This is a genomic window from Microtetraspora sp. NBRC 16547 (genome assembly GCF_030268965.1).
GTDB lineage: Bacteria > Actinomycetota > Actinomycetes > Streptosporangiales > Streptosporangiaceae > Microtetraspora.
Map to the genome: position 1 here is coordinate 1 of NZ_BSSE01000045.1, position 14,231 is coordinate 14,231.

The following is a 14,231-nucleotide window of genomic DNA, read 5'->3' on the forward strand; positions in this document are numbered from 1 at the left end:
GGGAGACCGAGGGCCTAACCCGGCGACCACCGGGCCTTCTGCATGCCCGAACCCGGAACTCTGCACCCAGCACCCTGATCAACACGACCCCAGGAAGGCTTGATCATGATCGTGAAAGATCTGGGCCAACGCCGCGCCGCACGCCACAGCACTCGCCGTCCGTGGGCCACGCCGTCGCTCATGGCCGCTTCGACCACCGGCCCAACCGCTACGCGGCCCCTATGGGGTCCTTCGGACTGCGCCGGCCGCTCCGCTCCTACGTCACACCGGCGTGTATGGCTCAAAAGTGTCGGCGAAAAAGGCAACCACTAAGAGAGCCAAGAACTGCACCAAGGCGAGGTCTCGGCGGCGACGCCACCACGTCACAGCGATACTCACCACCAGAACCGAGGCCACAACTCCGTAGGAGGTAGAGGCAACGGTGGAAACAAAGTTCATTTCCCCCAGCCACTCCGCAGGAGTCGGATCACCACCCCAGCACCAGACGCTGGCCCCATCGCACAGAACCCCTCGGTTCTTGGTCCGCTGTATGACCCACTCTGCCAGCCGCAGAAGGAAGCCGTCTATGACCACGAGCGCGACAGCGGGCACGATCCGCCGGCGAACTGAGATCCTGCCCGTTTCTTGATCATGCACTTATCGATCGTACGAAAGATAAGCCTCCGGCGGGGGCACTCCGGCGCCGGGATGATCGCGGCTCACAGACTGAGGTCGTAGGTGGCTGGGGTAGATGCGCGATGCGCATGGGAAAGAGCAGGCCAGGCGTTTGATCGTTGTGCCATTAGCGTGCCATTAATCACAGAGAATGCCCATGCATCACCGCTGATCAACCCAATTCTGTCTGGGGCGATGGCAGGAGGGATCCGCAGGCTCCACCTCGGCCAGCTGCGGATCGTCGGTCAGGGGCGCACCGGGCGTTCGAAGAAGGTCTCCAGGACGACGATCGCCTGGGTGCCCGTCACTCCCTGGATGCCGTAGATCCGCCGCAGCACGTCCTGGAGCTGCTCGGTGGTCGCCGTACGCACCTTGACGAGCACCGACGCCTCCCCCGCGATCACGTGCGCCTCCATGATCTCCGGGATCCCCGCGAAGGCGCCCCCAGACTCCCCCATCCACGCGTCGGCGCCGACCATCACGTACGCCAGCACCGGCCGGTCCAGCGCTACGGGATCCACCTCGACCGTGGTCGCCCGGATGACCCCGCGCTCGCGCAGCTTGCGCACCCGCTCGTGCACCGCCCCGACCGAAAGCTCGACCGCCCGCCCCAGCGCCGCGTAGGACTGCGCGGCGTCGCGCTGCAGCTCGGTCACGAGCGCGCGATCAATGTCGTCCAACTGAACCCCGTTTGGCATAATGCAAATATTACCGAAGGAGGTTCAGTCATGGAACGATTCCGGGCCGAATTTGAGGTGCTCGACGAGCGTTTCGGCTACGACGGCGGCGACAACTACGTGGAGGTGCTCCACAGCGGCAGCCGCAAGACCGAGGGGCCCGTCTACTTCCCCGCGGGGCGCTACCTGGTCTGGAGCGACATCCCCAACGACCGGCTGCTGCGCTGGGACGAGACCACCGGCGCCGTCGGCGTCTTCCGCACCCCGTCGGGCAACGCCAATGGCAACACCATCGACCTCGAGGGCCGGCTGATCACCTGCGAACAGGGCGCCAGGCGGGTCACCAGGACCGAGCACGACGGCACCGTCACCGTCCTCGCCGACAACTACCAGGGCAAGCGCCTCAACAGCCCCAACGATGTGGTGGTCCGCTCGGACGGCACGATCTGGTTCACCGACCCGCGCTACGGCATCACCGGCTACTACGAGGGCAGCCCGGCCGAGAGCGAGATCGGCGGCGACCACGTCTACCGCCTCGACCCCGCCTCCGGCGAGCTGTCGATCGTGGCCGACGACTTCGTCCGGCCGAACGGCCTGGCCTTCTCGCCGGACGAGTCGCTGCTGTACATCGTGGACACCCGCAAGCGGCACCTGAGGGTGTTCGAAGTGACCGCGGAGGGGACTCTGGTGGGCGGCAAGGTCTTCGCCGAGGCCTGGTTCGACGGGATCCGCCTCGACTGCTACGGCCGGGTGTGGGCGGCGGCCATGGAGGGCCTCCACTGCTACGCCCCCGACGGCACCCTGATCGCCCGCCTCCGCCTCCCCGAGTCGGCCTCGAACCTCACCTTCGGCGGCCCCAAGCGCAACAACCTGTTCATCACGGGCTCGGGCGGCGACCTGTACTCGATCCGGGTGACCTTCGCCGGGGCCAGGTGAACCACCGCTCGCGGAGCTTCTTCAATCCAGCGCGGGGTGCTTGATCCGGGAAGAAACGCACGGCGACAGATCAGGGCAGGTGGCCCCGAGAGGGACTGGAGGCCCAAACCAGGCCCAGGTGAGGGATGGCTTCCTCCGCCTGGGCATTGATCTTTAACAAGCATCGCGCCCGCTCGGCAGTGAACTGAGGCAGCGAGGTGAACCGCGCCGCTCAAGGAGTGCCGAAGCACAGAGCATCCTCCTGGAATCGCTCTGGAGCAGTCCACGAAGGTGCGAAGATCTGGCCTTGCCGTCTCTGCGGATCTCCCCTCTCTCCTCCCCATCAGGCTCCGGGTGATCTCCGTCGTGGGACGCCGTCACCGCGGCGGACTGCGAACCGCCCCTAGTGGAAAATCACCGCGCAGCCAGTGGCGATGCTGGCCCGGCACGTCTCATGCAGGGCGAGCCACACCACGGATTCGATCGTGAACGGTGCGTCCTCCGGCAGTGTGAACACTCGGGAGGCTTCGGCATCGGACAGGGATCCGTCCTTCTCGAGCTGGATGCCGATCACCGGAGCGCACTCGCGCAACTCCGCCAGAAGACGGTGACTTGACCCGACCATCCCGCCCCCCGAGATCCCTGCGTCGTCAGGCAGGAAGAGCGGGTCGCAGAAGTCGACCGGAACGTAGTAGCCGTCGCAGTCGGAGTGGCAGAGCAGATGCGAGTAGAGATCAAGGGTCTCGTCTTTGACCTTGTAGTCGTCCCGGGAGAGTTCTTCCTGGCTGGAGATCGGCGTCACCGGCTCCTCCCTCTTCACGAGGGCGAAAACTCTGCGCAGATAGTGCAGGTACCCGTAGGGGAACGAATCCACATGGCTGCGCATGAAGGGCGGCGTGCTCTCCGGCCCGCGCCAGACCGGTTCCTCCGGCTGACGCCATGTCACCCCCTCCTGCATCAGGGCCGCACTCAGCCTGTCCATCTCCGCGCGGTAGTGCGTGATGCCTTCTTCGTCGCTCGCCCACGACTCGATTGCTACAGATATGCCAAGACCCATGCGGTAGAAGGTAGCTCTCCCATGCGAGCCGTACGTGAACCGCCCTGAGTCCGCCTTCGGCGGGCGGGAGCAGTAGTCAATACCTGTGGATCAAGATCTTCTAGTACTCCAGCCGTAGATCGTGATCTGGCTGGTGAGGGCATCCAGAGGCGGGTGAACCGTCCGGAGGCGGTTCACGTCGACGAGATCGGCTATGCCGCCGGGGGCATCCGCTCCTTCTCCCATCCTCGAGTCCACGGGGCCGAAGGGTGGTGAAACTCCAGGGAGGGTAGCCCCTCCAACCAGGACGTCTCGGATATCGTCCAGAACATCGCGCTGATGGGCACGGAGAAGAAGCAGGGGTGGCAGTGTGACGGCGCTCGAAGGCGTCTTCCTGGTCTTCGGCCTGGCCTGCCTGACGGGCTGCGTGCTGAGCGTCAGCCGGGCGCTGGTTGTGATCCGGCTGGTGTTGCGTGGTGAGCGGACCCAGGGATGGTGCGCGCGGCGCGCGTACCGCCGAGACGGCAGGAGCTACAGCCACCCTGAGTTCACCTTCGCCTTCCGCACCCCCGACGGCGAGTTGGTCGAGTTCAAGGACCGGCCGGGCGCCTTCGGGTACGAGGAAGGCGCATCGGTCCGGGTCTGCTACGACCCCGCGCGCCCGCGCAAGCGGGCCACCATCGCGGGCCCCGACACGTGGGGGCCGGTGTACGTACGGCTCCTGTTCTGCGTGCCGTTGGGGATCCTGTCGTTCGTGCCCTTGTACAGCCTGGCCCTGCACTGGGGCCTTTTCAGGGGGCACTAAGGGTCCTGTGGGGTCTCCCGCGGGCGGCGCCGAGTGGTGGTCGGCGCAGCGAGGCGGTGTGATCTTTTCCCGTCGCCCATATAGATCAGCGTATCGATCATGCAAGTGCGCGCGTCAGGCGTCCCGGATTCCAGTGGGAGCCACCTTGGGAGCCACTCGAACGGACGATCATGGACTGAGTCGAACGAACCTGAACGGAGGGACGACTGCACCGGCGCCGCGAACGATCCCGGACGACCTTGGAGATCGTTTGGGGACCTACGGATCAGAAGGTGCGTGCCCGATGCCTTGTTGAGCTGCTCTCTGGCGAGGCTGTCGAGCCGTTCCGCCACCTGCCGCTCGTTGGGGCCGCGCCGACAGACCATCGCCGCAAGGGTGCTGGCGGCCCGGTCGGATTCGTGTAGGGCGCCCTCAAGCCGACTGTGGCGCGTGTCACATCGATCTCATGTCACGTACAGGCAGGCAGCTTGCATCTCGTGGTCGTCAGCACGACGAGAAAGGCGCAGACGATGAGCACACAGCACGGCATGGCGGCCACGCACCGCGTTCTGATTCTGGGGGCGGGGTACGCGGGCATGTCCACAGCGATCCAGCTCGCGGCTCGGGTCAAGCGGCGCAAGGACGTGCAGGTAACGCTGGTGAATGCCCAGGAGCGGTTCACCGAGCGGCTCCGGCTGCACATGACCGCGACCGGACAGCAACTCGCCGAGATGAGCATCCCGGAGCTGCTTGAGGGCACGGGTGCGGAGTTTGTGCGCGGCTGGGTGACGGCTGTGGATGCGAACGCGAAGATCGTGCGGATCGACGACAACCAGGTGCTGCACTACGACACACTGGTGTACGGCCTGGGCGGCATGGCCGACACGGAGGCGGTGCCGGGCGTTGAGGACCACGCGTACACACTCAACAGCGCCCAGGACGCCGAGTTGCTGGCCGACCGGCTGGCTCGGCTCGGCCGCGGCACAGTCGTGGTCGGTGGCAGCGGGTTGACCGGCATCGAGTCGGCCGCGGAGATCGCCGAGCAGCACCCGGAGCTGAACGTCGTGCTTCTGGGCCGGCAGGAACCCGGTGCAGCCATGAACCCCAAGGCCAAGGCGTATCTGCAGGCCGCGCTCGAGCGCCTGGATATCCGCGTGCGCAGCGGGATCGAAGTGGTGAAGGTGCTGCCCGATTCGGTCGAGCTGGCGGGTGGTGAGACCATTGCCGCCGATGTCGTCCTGTGGACGAGCGGTACGCGGGTATCGCCGCTGGCGGCCGTCGCGGGTCTGACCGTCGACGAGCGCGGCCGCATCGTCACCGACGCCGCGCTGCGGTCGGTCTCGCACCCGGAGGTGTACGCCGTGGGTGATGCGGCCGCGATCCGCCAAGGCTACGGCGTCATGCACGGCACCTGCCAGGGCGGCATGCCGACCGGTGTGCATGCCGCGGTGTCGATCGTCCGCGCGCTGAACGGCAAACAGCCCAAGCCGTTCCGCTTCGGCTACTACCACACGCCGGTGAGCCTGGGACGGCATGACGCGGTCGTTCAGTTCACCCACCCTGACGACAGCCCTCGACGGGTGTATCTAACCGGCCGCACGGCGGCACGGTATAAGGAGACGGTGACTGCTTCGCCGTGGCCGACCTACGGCCGCATGAAGAAGATGCCCGCCTCGGGCGCGTTCTGGCCCCACGGCGGCCGCTTCACCCGTATCCGGGGGGTGCGGTGACGCACCCGTCCCCGGAGCACGACCAGCAGGTGTTCAACCAGCATCGCAACCTGCTGTTCTCAGTGGCCTACCGCATTCTCGGCACCGTGGCAGACGCCGAGGATGCGGTTCAGGACGCCTGGATCAAATGGTCGGCCACCGGCCGCTCGCAGGTGGCCGACCCCAAGGCATATCTGGCGCGGATCGTGTCGAATCTGGCGCTGGAACGGCTGCGGTCGACCCGGCACCAGCGCGAGACATATGTGGGGCCGTGGCTTCCGGAGCCCATTCTCACCAGTGGCGACACCGCCGACGACCTCACGAACGCCGAGTCGGTATCGATGGCGATGCTGGTGGTGCTGGAAACGCTGAGCCCGCTCGAGCGCGCGGTGTTCGTGCTGAGGGAGGTCTTCGACTTCAGCCATGCCGAAATCGCGGAGGCGGTGGAGCGTTCTGAGGCCGCGGTGCGCCAGGCGGCGCACCGCGCTCGCGAGCACGTGCGGGCCCGGCGGCCACGCTTCACCGTGGACCGGTCGCGGCAGCGCGACGTCACCGGGCGGTTCCTTGCCGCCGCGACCGGAGGTGACATCAACACCCTTATGGAACTGCTGTCCCCGGACGTCACACTGTGGACCGACGGCGGCGGCAAGGTCCGCCAGGCCCTGCGTCCAGTCGTGGGCGCACAAACGGTGGCCGCCTGGTTCGCAGCCATCGGCAAGGTCACCTACCAGGGCGTCGAGCCTGCCGACATGAATGCCGAACTGGTCGAGATCAACGGCGGCCCCGGCATGGTGTTCAGCGGCTCGGGCCGCGTGATCGCCACTGTCACCTTCGACTTCGACGCTGACGGCCGCATCACCGCCATCCACAACGTCGCCAACCCCGACAAACTCCAGGCCATTACCGACAGAACCACTCGCGACGTCGGCATGCCCTGAGATCTGCGCGGGACCCACCCTCGGTACCGCTGGCCGGCCTGTGTCCTCCGAACGCACGGCATCAGCGGGAGGCGTTCAGCTTTTCGTACATCTCCTTGCAGTTGGGCGTGGTGACGTCGTTGGGTGCACACAGTTCGACGCTGAGAAAGAAATCGACGGTTCGCCGCTCACCTGCGGAGATGTAGATGAGGCGGATACCTTCCGCGCGAGCGGTGGCATCGCTGTCCTTGGTGTACTGCAGGCCGAGTTCCGTGCGGGGCCACCCTTGACCCGGGTCTTCGCCGGGCCTGGAACACGTCCTGGTGACGGCCGGGCTCTGCGCGGGGAAACCGAGCGAGGTCAGCGGCTCGTTGGCGTTGCCCAGCATCGGGTGGTCGGCGCTTTGGAGGCGAGAGGAGAAGGCCGCCAGGCGGATGTCGCCGTCCGGGTGGATCAGTTCGGCTTTCTCGATGCGCACAGCACCGGGCCGGTCCAGGCACATGACCCAGCCACCCAGCGAGTAGGGCTGGTGGGCGATGGTATTGGGAAGGGTGACGCCGGCAGCGCCGGTCTCGCCGGTCTCGCCGGTTTGCAGATTCCCCCCGATTGACAGCTGCGGGCCCCCACTCGCGCAGCCGGCGATGGCCATGATCGCGGTCATTGCAGTCGGCAAAGCGACGCGAGTGCGAGCACGCATAGGGAGTTACCTCGTTCCCGGATAGACGGTGGCGATCAGGACTTATTGGTCCTTGAGTCTTTATCCGCAGACCCCCGTGATGGATCGTGATCGCCGGATCGAAGGCGCGGGCGGTCTTGTGGGCGGAGTCCGCCCCACAAGGTAGTGAAGCGCCTGGTGGAAGTGGCGTTGCGAACGATCAACTCCGGAATCAGAGGCATCATCGGCCTTCTAGTGTCACATCACCGCCATCACGTCCCAGAACTGGACAACAGGTGGATTGTCGTGCTGGTGGGCGAGGCGCGCCGAACTTGCGATCGAACTTGCGGACCGAATCTTTCCGAGGCGCTGGCTGATGTCGGGATGCCGACGGTCCACTGCCTGCCGCCGCGAGCTCCTCCATCCGGGCAGGTTCACCTGCATGGCCGGGATTCCCGGGACGCTAACTGACGCGCCAGAGCGCCCCGCGGAAGCTCCCTCTCGAGAAGATCGAACCCAGCGCGTAGATCTCGTGGCCATTGGCCACCAGGTCTGTGACGTTCTGCTCCGCACCTTCGTCAGCAGGCAGGCGCTCCCTGGTCCAGCGCCCGCTGCTGAAGTGCCAGAGCGTCGAATCGGTGCCGAGATAGCGGGACGTCACCGCCCAGAACCCGCCGTTCCCATCCGGCACTGCCTCCACGAAGTTATCGTTGAAGTTCTCCCGGTGGAAGGGACCCCACATGCAGGTCCATTTCCCCTGCGCGTAGCGCAGCGCCACCATCCGTCCGGCATCGGTGTCCTCGTCTACGTCCACGTAGTGAGCGCCGAACGTCGCCGCCCCGAGCACCCATGTCTCGTCCTTGCCGAGGACCACGACGGCCTGTGGATCGAAGCCGCCGCCTCCATGGGCGGCCTCCTTCGCGTCGATCTCCAGACCGAACTCCACCATTTGCGACACGCCATTACGCACCCGCACGACCTTGGATTCATCTTCGGGCACGGCCCAGGTTTCCTCGCGCGGGCCGAACAGCCGGTACTCGGCGATCATCCCGCCATACCGGATGCCGGGGGGCAGGTCCAGCCGTTCCCAGCTCGTACCGTCCCAGCGGACAGCGGTGGCGCCGGAGCTCACCCAGCCGTCGTGCGCGGTGACAGGGCGATCCTCCTTCCCGCCGCCCGGCACGGTCAGCGTCAGCTCCTGCCACCCGTCGCCCTCGCGCACGCCCCCCTTCCATGTCCCTTCCTTCGGCTCGACCGCCCAGATCTTGCCGTCGGGACCTGTCGCCAGGGCCTTGACCGTCTTCACTCCGGGCGGCATCGCTACCCGCTCCCAGCGGCCGTCTTTCCATCGCACCGGTGTCCCGGCGTGCTCCCCTGCGTCGTACAGCGCCCACAACGCCCCGTCTGAGGCCATAGCGCCGCCAAAGAAGCCGTAGTAAGAGAAGACGGCGTCCTGCTCCTCATCGGTTACGGAGAGTAGCTTCCAGCTCGACCGGACAGAGGCCGCCTTGAATTCGTCAGCAGTGCGAGCCGGCTCGGGGCAGTCCTTCCGGGAGACGACGATCTTCTCCCCCGCACTCTTGCCAGCGGGCGATAGCACGGGCGCAACAGCCTTGGTGGGCTTGCTCGCCGGATCGCCCACGCCTGCCGCGCATCCTGCTGAGATCAGCGCGAGCGTGACCGCCGCCATCGTCCCCCGCCGCCGCATGAACGTTATGTCACGGTTTGAGGAGACTATCTAGTTAGTACGGCTGCTGGTGATCACCGAGCCATTAGCGGGCCATTAAGGGCGGTCAACAGGGGGCAGTCACGGTCACTCGCGGTCGGCCCCTTGCCCAGGCCGAGGCTGTAATGCCTGAAGATCAGGACGATTTGCAAGCAGGATGTCAGGAATTCGAATCTCCTAGGCTCCACTCATACGCAAGCCCAGATGAGGTCATGGTAGGCGGCCTGTCCGGCGTCGCCTTCCTCTCACCACCTCGACGAGGCAGTAATGGCCATCGCAAGCTATTTCACGAACTCCCGCGCACCGCGCAACCTCGTCCCCAGATGCCGCCGAGTCAGACCGCAGTCCAACCGCACATCGATCGGCCCAGGCAAGTCGGTGTCGGCACGCCGGCCAAACGGCAGCAGCGCTGGATCGAATCCATCACGCTGCGCGATAAGACACCCAAGCTCATATCGACTTACCGCATCTGCCCCGGCTATGTGATGGATCCCCGCGCGATCAGAGTTCGCGAGCTCCAAGAGGGCTGCTGCCAGATCACAGACATGCACTGGGCAGCGCACGTCATCCGTGAACAACATCCCGTGCATGCCGCCTGCGGCCAGCGAGTGCACCGAGCCTTCATGTGGAGAGCCGCCGTCACCGATGATCAGAGACGTCCGTGCGATCACGGCCGCGGGATTGATCACCTGCACAGCCGCCTCTGCGGCCGCCTTCGCAGCTCCGTACGGAGTGACCGGATCGGGGACACAGTCCTCGGCATAGGTAATCGCCTCACCTGAAAAGACAGCATCGCTGGACACGTGCACCAAACGTCCGCCATTCTCGGCGGTTGCGATGGCCACGTGAGCGGCACCAACGGCCGTCGTCACCCAGTCCGATTGGCGGAAGGCCGCGTTGATGACGATGTCAGGGCTGAACGCGCCGATCAGGTCGACCACGGCCGTACGGTCACGAACATCAAGCGGCAGCCAGTTGACTCCCGCTGCCGTTCCCGGCCGAGTCAGATAGGTCGCAGCCACGACATGGCCATCCATTGCAGACTGCTGCACGAGTTCGTTGCCGAGAAAGCCGCTGCCGCCCACGATGAGGATTCTCATGGGCGGTGACCGTAGTGGATCGATCAGCCCAGAGCCCCGGTCGCCCGCTGCCGCAAACCCATGCTTCCGCGCCACTTCTGTGACGCCATGACCGGCGATGCCAGCCGGCCGTTAACGGGCCATTAACCAGGGGTACGAGGGGTGACCGCGGTTACTCGCGATCGTCCCGAAGCCCAGCTCAGCCGCCCTGCGAGCGATGATCCATGCACTTCCCAAGCTGACAGCTCGGGTTCGATTCCCGTCATCCGTGCGAAGCACAAAGGCCCAGGTCGGGGACGGCTTCCCGACCCGGGCCTTGATCGTTTCTACGGTCTGCTCGATCTCCCGTGCCTGGCCCGTCTTTTACCCTTCGGCGTCCTGGGGGTACCAGCGCAGTTCGACGGTGTTGCCGTCCGGGTCCTGCACATAGATCGAGGTTGCCTCGCCGCGCGCGCCGAACCGGCCCACCGGACCTTCGAGGAGGGTGAAGACGCCCGATTCGATGACCTCTTGCCAATCCAGCGGTTCCACAACCAAGCAGATATGGTCGATGTTCGACTCGCCCCGAGGGCGGCGGACCAGGTCGATGATGGTTTCCGGTGTGACTCTCACTGAGCCTGGATGCACCGAGCCGATTCTGACTTGATTGCTGTGAAATGAGAGGAGGTGCCCTGCGAGCTGGGATGATGGGAGTTCTCTACGCTTCCAAGATCCGCAGCCGAAGGACACCTCGTACGTGCGATTGTTTCATGCCGCCGCCAGGACTCATGCGAGCTTCGATGACGAGCACGTGATCGCCTACGCCGGGCTGGAGCCGGTGATGCGGTTGGCCGAGCGCTGCGACCTGGGCGGACTCGTCGACGAGCACGTCGCAATCGCCGACCAGCTCGGGGTCAACGCGGCAGCGAAAATCAGCTCGATCGTGGCCGGGATGGCCGCCGGCGCCGACAGCATCGCCGATCTGGACGCGTTGCGGCACGGCGGCATGGACAAACTGCTGGCCGGTATCCGCGCCCCGTCCACGCTCGGCTCGTTCCTGCGCTGCCTGAAGTGGGGGAACGTCCGCCAGATCGAGAAGGTCTCCCGGATGCTGCTGGCCCGGCTGGTCGCGCACACGCCGCTGCTGCCCAGCGCGAATGTGCTCGCCTTCCTCGACCTGGACTCGATGCAGAAACGGACCTACGGATACGCCAAGCAGGGCAGCGGGTTCGGCCACACCAAGATCCAGGGGAAGAGTGTGCTGGTGCGCGGGTTGAACGTGCTGGCCTCGACCCTGTCGACACCGCTGGCCGCGCCAGTCATCACCGGCACCCGGCTACGCGGCGGGAAAGCGAACTCAGCCCGTGGCGCGGAATCGTTCATGGCCGAGTCGATCAGCACCGCGCGGGCGGCGGGCGCCACCGGCATCCTCCTCGTGCGCGGCGACTCGGCGTTCTACACCGGCGCGGTCATAGCCGCCTGCCGCCGCGCGGGCGCACACTTCTCCATCACCGCGAAGATGGACCCCAAGATCAAGGCCGCGATCGCCGCCATCGACCAGGGCGCCTGGCAGGCAATCGAGTACCCGGACGCGATCTGGGATGAGCAGGCCGGCTGCTGGGTGTCCGACGCCGAGATCGCCGAGACTCGATACACGGCCTTCGCGTCGAAGAAGGGCCAGGCGGTCACGGCCCGGCTGATCGTGCGCCGGGTCAAGCGGCTCAACCCCCAGGCCTCGAGCGGTCAGGACGAGTTGTTCAGCGTGTATCGGCATCACGCGGTGTTCACCGACAGCCCGTTCCATCTGGTTCAGGCCGAAGAACAGCATCGTGACCACGCGATCGTCGAGCAGGTCTTCGCCGACCTGTCCTGCGGCCCGCTCGCGCACCTGCCCTCGGGTGACTTCGCCGCGAACGCCGCGTGGCTGACCTGCGCGGCGATCACCCACAACCTGTTACGCGCCACCGGCTGCCTGGCCGGTCCCGTCCACGCCAAGGCTCGCGGTGCCACACTCCGCCGCCGGTTGATCGCCGTCCCAGCCCGCCTGGCCCGGCACGGACGCGGTCACATCACCCTCCACCTGCCGCAGCATTGGCGCTGGCAGCAAGCGTGGATGAACGTCTTTGACGCCGTTCATGACCCGCCGCCCGCCCGAGCGGCCTGACCAGCCCGAACCCTCGGTCACTGCCCGCACCACCACGACCCCACGGTCACCCGCGCCCGTGCCCTCAAGCGCACGAACCTCCCACCCCCGAGCCCTGTGGACATGTGGACAGGCTGCGACCCGCGCGCAGCGGCTCTCTCATGCCCAGAAACAGCGCTTCGCCTGGTGAAACGGCCCTCGCGGCCGAATTGGACCAGGAATCGATCACAAGAAATCACGCGGTGGATCCAGGCTGAGGGAAACGGGGCATCGCCGGCGCGCCATTCGGCGACGCGCACCGGCTCCAGGCCGAGGAGCCCGCAGTAGAACCCGAGCGCGCGCTCGACGTCCCGGACGTTCAGCACCAGGTGATCGAAGGCTTTCACGCGCATGGTCATCACCTCAGTTCCAGGTCGTGGGCCTGACGCAGCCAGTCGGTGAACAGGGCCGGGTCGATGTCGTCGATGGTACAGAGCTTCACCGAGGCCATCCGGCGGGCGCCCGCGGTGAGGCGTCCGGACGAGTCGGTGAGTTCCTGCCCGCGCCACAACCCGAAGGTGATGTACGACCGGTACGCCTTGAGCAGGCAGATGGGATTCGCCCCCGGTTTGTCGCCGAGGCTCCAGGTCGGGTGGCCGTGCCACATCGCGCCGCTGACGCCGGGCAGGGCCGCGTCGATGACGGGACGGAGTTTCTCGCCGATCTCTCGCAGCGTGTCGTCGAGACCGGTCAGGTAGTCGGTGATGTTCGTTGTGCTCATGAGGTTCCTGTCGCGCCGTCGAGAGAAATGAACAGACCGGCGACGATCTTGCGAGGCTCGGTGGTGCTGAGCATGCGGGTAGCTCCGTATGTCGTGGGTCGAGGCCGGTCCAGGGGACTTCCCCTGTGATCGGATGACGCTCCATACGATGCGCCTGGCGGCGGCGGCTACCAAGCCACGATGAGGCTATGATCGTTTACTCACATTCAACGACGGAGAGCCTCATGCTCGAACGGCACGAGATCGAGACCTTCTTGACGCTCGCCGAGGAGCTGCACTTCGGCCGTACTGCCGAGCGCCTGCGGGTTACGACCGGACGGATCAGCCATGTGATCAAGAAGCTGGAGCGCCGCATCGGGGCTCCGCTGTTCGAGCGCACCAGCCGCGTCGTCCGTCTCACCCCGATCGGGCGGCAGCTGGCCGATGACCTGGCGCCATTGTCAGTCCAGATGGAGGAGGCGATTCGTAGGGCCGTGGACGCCGGCCGCGGTGTCACCGGACAACTGCGGGTGGCGTTCCTGGGCGAGTGGACCGCGCCGGTGCTGCTCAAGGCCGTCGGCCTGTTCACCGAACGCCACCCCGACTGTGAGGTCGACGTTCACGAGGTGCAGCTGTTCAACTCGCGATCGAGCCTGCTTGACGGCTCGATCGACATCCTCATCGCCTCGTATCCTTTCGACGGCATGGCCTGCGGACCGGCCTTGATGTGGGAGAGCCGCCTCCTGGCAGTGGCCACTGAGCACCCACTGGCCCGCAAGGAGTCGGTGTCGCTCGAAGTCCTCGCCGAATACCCCGTGGTGCAGTACCCGTCGGTCACGTCAGCGGAGTTCAAGCGCGATCGCACACCCGACCGCACCCCGTCGGGTAGGCCCGTTCCGAAAGGACCGGCAGGCAACACGATCTCCGAGATGTTGTCCCTCGTCGCGATGGGCAAGGGTGTCCTCCCGGTCGGCGAGTACAGCCGGCGGTATTACCCCCGCCCGGACATCGCGTACGTGCCGATCCGCGACGCGCCCCCGATCGAACGAGGACTGGTCTGGCTGGAAACCAACACGACCGAGCGGGTGCGCGAGTTCGTGCGGGCCGCGACGGACGCCAACCGTGGGACCGTAGCGCCGCATGCATCGTGATCGGTTGCCACCTGCTCCCGCAGGCAGGCGACCCGCCCGGGCCTTTGGGAGCCATCCGGATGGACGA

General features: G+C 66.2%; 15 protein-coding genes. 6 read left to right on the forward strand and 9 right to left on the reverse strand.

Annotated elements, in window-relative coordinates:
* Positions 1-261: 261 nt before the first annotated feature.
* Both QSK17_RS34045 and QSK17_RS34050 read right to left on the reverse strand, forming a co-directional pair.
* On the reverse strand, positions 262-636 hold the full coding sequence (locus QSK17_RS34045; protein ID WP_285710417.1) for a hypothetical protein: 375 nt from the start codon (positions 634-636) through the stop codon (positions 262-264).
* Positions 637-899: 263 nt separating this feature from the next.
* A complete protein-coding gene (locus QSK17_RS34050; RefSeq protein WP_285710420.1) occupies positions 900-1,352 on the reverse strand; it encodes an Lrp/AsnC family transcriptional regulator in 453 nt (150 codons plus the stop codon).
* Positions 1,353-1,382: 30 nt separating this feature from the next.
* Here QSK17_RS34050 and QSK17_RS34055 point away from each other — a divergent pair, with 30 nt between their 5' ends.
* The gene (locus QSK17_RS34055) at positions 1,383-2,267 is read left to right on the forward strand and encodes an SMP-30/gluconolactonase/LRE family protein (RefSeq protein WP_285710422.1); all 885 of its coding nucleotides are present in this window, start codon (positions 1,383-1,385) and stop codon (positions 2,265-2,267) included.
* A 382-nt stretch (positions 2,268-2,649) separates the two neighbouring features.
* On the opposite strand, the gene QSK17_RS34060 is transcribed toward QSK17_RS34055, so the two are convergent.
* Positions 2,650-3,303 carry a putative DNA-mimic protein gene (locus tag QSK17_RS34060; protein ID WP_502889341.1) on the reverse strand — a complete coding sequence of 218 codons (654 nt, stop codon included), beginning with the start codon at positions 3,301-3,303 and terminating at the stop codon, positions 2,650-2,652.
* A gap of 349 nt (positions 3,304-3,652) precedes the next feature.
* Here QSK17_RS34060 and QSK17_RS34065 point away from each other — a divergent pair, with 349 nt between their 5' ends.
* The 3 genes from QSK17_RS34065 (at position 3,653) to QSK17_RS34075 (ending at position 6,713) form a co-directional block, all read left to right on the forward strand.
* On the forward strand, positions 3,653-4,087 hold the full coding sequence (locus QSK17_RS34065) for a DUF3592 domain-containing protein (RefSeq protein ID WP_285710427.1): 435 nt from the start codon (positions 3,653-3,655) through the stop codon (positions 4,085-4,087).
* Between the two features lie 476 nt (positions 4,088-4,563).
* The gene (locus tag QSK17_RS34070) at positions 4,564-5,796 is read left to right on the forward strand and encodes an NAD(P)/FAD-dependent oxidoreductase (protein WP_285710429.1); all 1,233 of its coding nucleotides are present in this window, start codon (positions 4,564-4,566) and stop codon (positions 5,794-5,796) included.
* The gene (locus QSK17_RS34075; RefSeq protein WP_285710431.1) at positions 5,793-6,713 is read left to right on the forward strand and encodes an RNA polymerase sigma-70 factor; all 921 of its coding nucleotides are present in this window, start codon (positions 5,793-5,795) and stop codon (positions 6,711-6,713) included. Before QSK17_RS34070 ends, QSK17_RS34075 begins: the two co-directional genes overlap by 4 nt.
* A gap of 61 nt (positions 6,714-6,774) precedes the next feature.
* Here the strand turns inward: QSK17_RS34075 and QSK17_RS34080 are convergent, their stop codons facing one another.
* The 4 genes from QSK17_RS34080 to QSK17_RS34095 all read right to left on the reverse strand — a co-directional run bounded on the left by QSK17_RS34080 (position 6,775) and on the right by QSK17_RS34095 (position 10,764).
* The gene (locus QSK17_RS34080) at positions 6,775-7,353 is read right to left on the reverse strand and encodes a hypothetical protein (RefSeq protein WP_285710433.1); all 579 of its coding nucleotides are present in this window, start codon (positions 7,351-7,353) and stop codon (positions 6,775-6,777) included.
* 457 nt (positions 7,354-7,810) lie between these two features.
* The gene (locus QSK17_RS34085) at positions 7,811-9,037 is read right to left on the reverse strand and encodes a hypothetical protein (protein ID WP_285710435.1); all 1,227 of its coding nucleotides are present in this window, start codon (positions 9,035-9,037) and stop codon (positions 7,811-7,813) included.
* Between the two features lie 317 nt (positions 9,038-9,354).
* On the reverse strand, positions 9,355-10,173 hold the full coding sequence (locus QSK17_RS34090) for an SDR family oxidoreductase (protein ID WP_285710438.1): 819 nt from the start codon (positions 10,171-10,173) through the stop codon (positions 9,355-9,357).
* A 342-nt stretch (positions 10,174-10,515) separates the two neighbouring features.
* Positions 10,516-10,764 carry a VOC family protein gene (locus QSK17_RS34095; protein WP_285710441.1) on the reverse strand — a complete coding sequence of 83 codons (249 nt, stop codon included), beginning with the start codon at positions 10,762-10,764 and terminating at the stop codon, positions 10,516-10,518.
* A 124-nt stretch (positions 10,765-10,888) separates the two neighbouring features.
* On the opposite strand from QSK17_RS34095, the gene QSK17_RS34100 reads away from it, so the two are divergent.
* Positions 10,889-12,295, forward strand: a complete 1,407-nt coding sequence (locus QSK17_RS34100; protein ID WP_285710444.1) for an IS1380 family transposase — start codon at positions 10,889-10,891, stop codon at positions 12,293-12,295.
* 17 nt (positions 12,296-12,312) lie between these two features.
* On the opposite strand, the gene QSK17_RS34105 is transcribed toward QSK17_RS34100, so the two are convergent.
* Complete coding sequence (locus QSK17_RS34105) at positions 12,313-12,672, reverse strand: VOC family protein (protein WP_352231894.1); 360 nt, start codon at positions 12,670-12,672, stop codon at positions 12,313-12,315.
* Positions 12,672-13,034 (reverse strand): DUF1801 domain-containing protein, encoded by a 363-nt coding sequence (locus QSK17_RS34110; protein ID WP_285710447.1) that lies wholly within the window; start codon positions 13,032-13,034, stop codon positions 12,672-12,674. The genes QSK17_RS34105 and QSK17_RS34110 overlap by 1 nt, the downstream gene beginning before the upstream one ends.
* A gap of 224 nt (positions 13,035-13,258) precedes the next feature.
* Here QSK17_RS34110 and QSK17_RS34115 point away from each other — a divergent pair, with 224 nt between their 5' ends.
* Positions 13,259-14,164: a LysR family transcriptional regulator gene (locus QSK17_RS34115; RefSeq protein WP_285710450.1), complete on the forward strand. Its 906-nt coding sequence runs from the start codon at positions 13,259-13,261 to the stop codon at positions 14,162-14,164.
* Positions 14,165-14,231: the final 67 nt, after the last annotated feature.

Excerpts from the sequence above, each read along its gene's own strand:
- QSK17_RS34105 (WP_352231894.1), bottom strand. The coding sequence starts at position 12,672 with ATGACCATGCGCGTGAAAGCCTTCGATCACCTGGTGCTGAACGTCCGG.
- QSK17_RS34085 (WP_285710435.1), bottom strand. The coding sequence starts at position 9,037 with ATGGCGGCGGTCACGCTCGCGCTGATCTCAGCAGGATGCGCGGCAGGC.
- QSK17_RS34115 (WP_285710450.1), top strand. The coding sequence starts at position 13,259 with ATGCTCGAACGGCACGAGATCGAGACCTTCTTGACGCTCGCCGAGGAG.
- QSK17_RS34055 (WP_285710422.1), top strand. The coding sequence starts at position 1,383 with ATGGAACGATTCCGGGCCGAATTTGAGGTGCTCGACGAGCGTTTCGGC.
- QSK17_RS34090 (WP_285710438.1), bottom strand. The coding sequence starts at position 10,173 with ATGAGAATCCTCATCGTGGGCGGCAGCGGCTTTCTCGGCAACGAACTC.
- QSK17_RS34080 (WP_285710433.1), bottom strand. The coding sequence starts at position 7,353 with ATGACCGCGATCATGGCCATCGCCGGCTGCGCGAGTGGGGGCCCGCAG.
- QSK17_RS34050 (WP_285710420.1), bottom strand. The coding sequence starts at position 1,352 with ATGCCAAACGGGGTTCAGTTGGACGACATTGATCGCGCGCTCGTGACC.
- QSK17_RS34110 (WP_285710447.1), bottom strand. The coding sequence starts at position 13,034 with ATGAGCACAACGAACATCACCGACTACCTGACCGGTCTCGACGACACG.
- QSK17_RS34060 (WP_502889341.1), bottom strand. The coding sequence starts at position 3,303 with ATGGGTCTTGGCATATCTGTAGCAATCGAGTCGTGGGCGAGCGACGAA.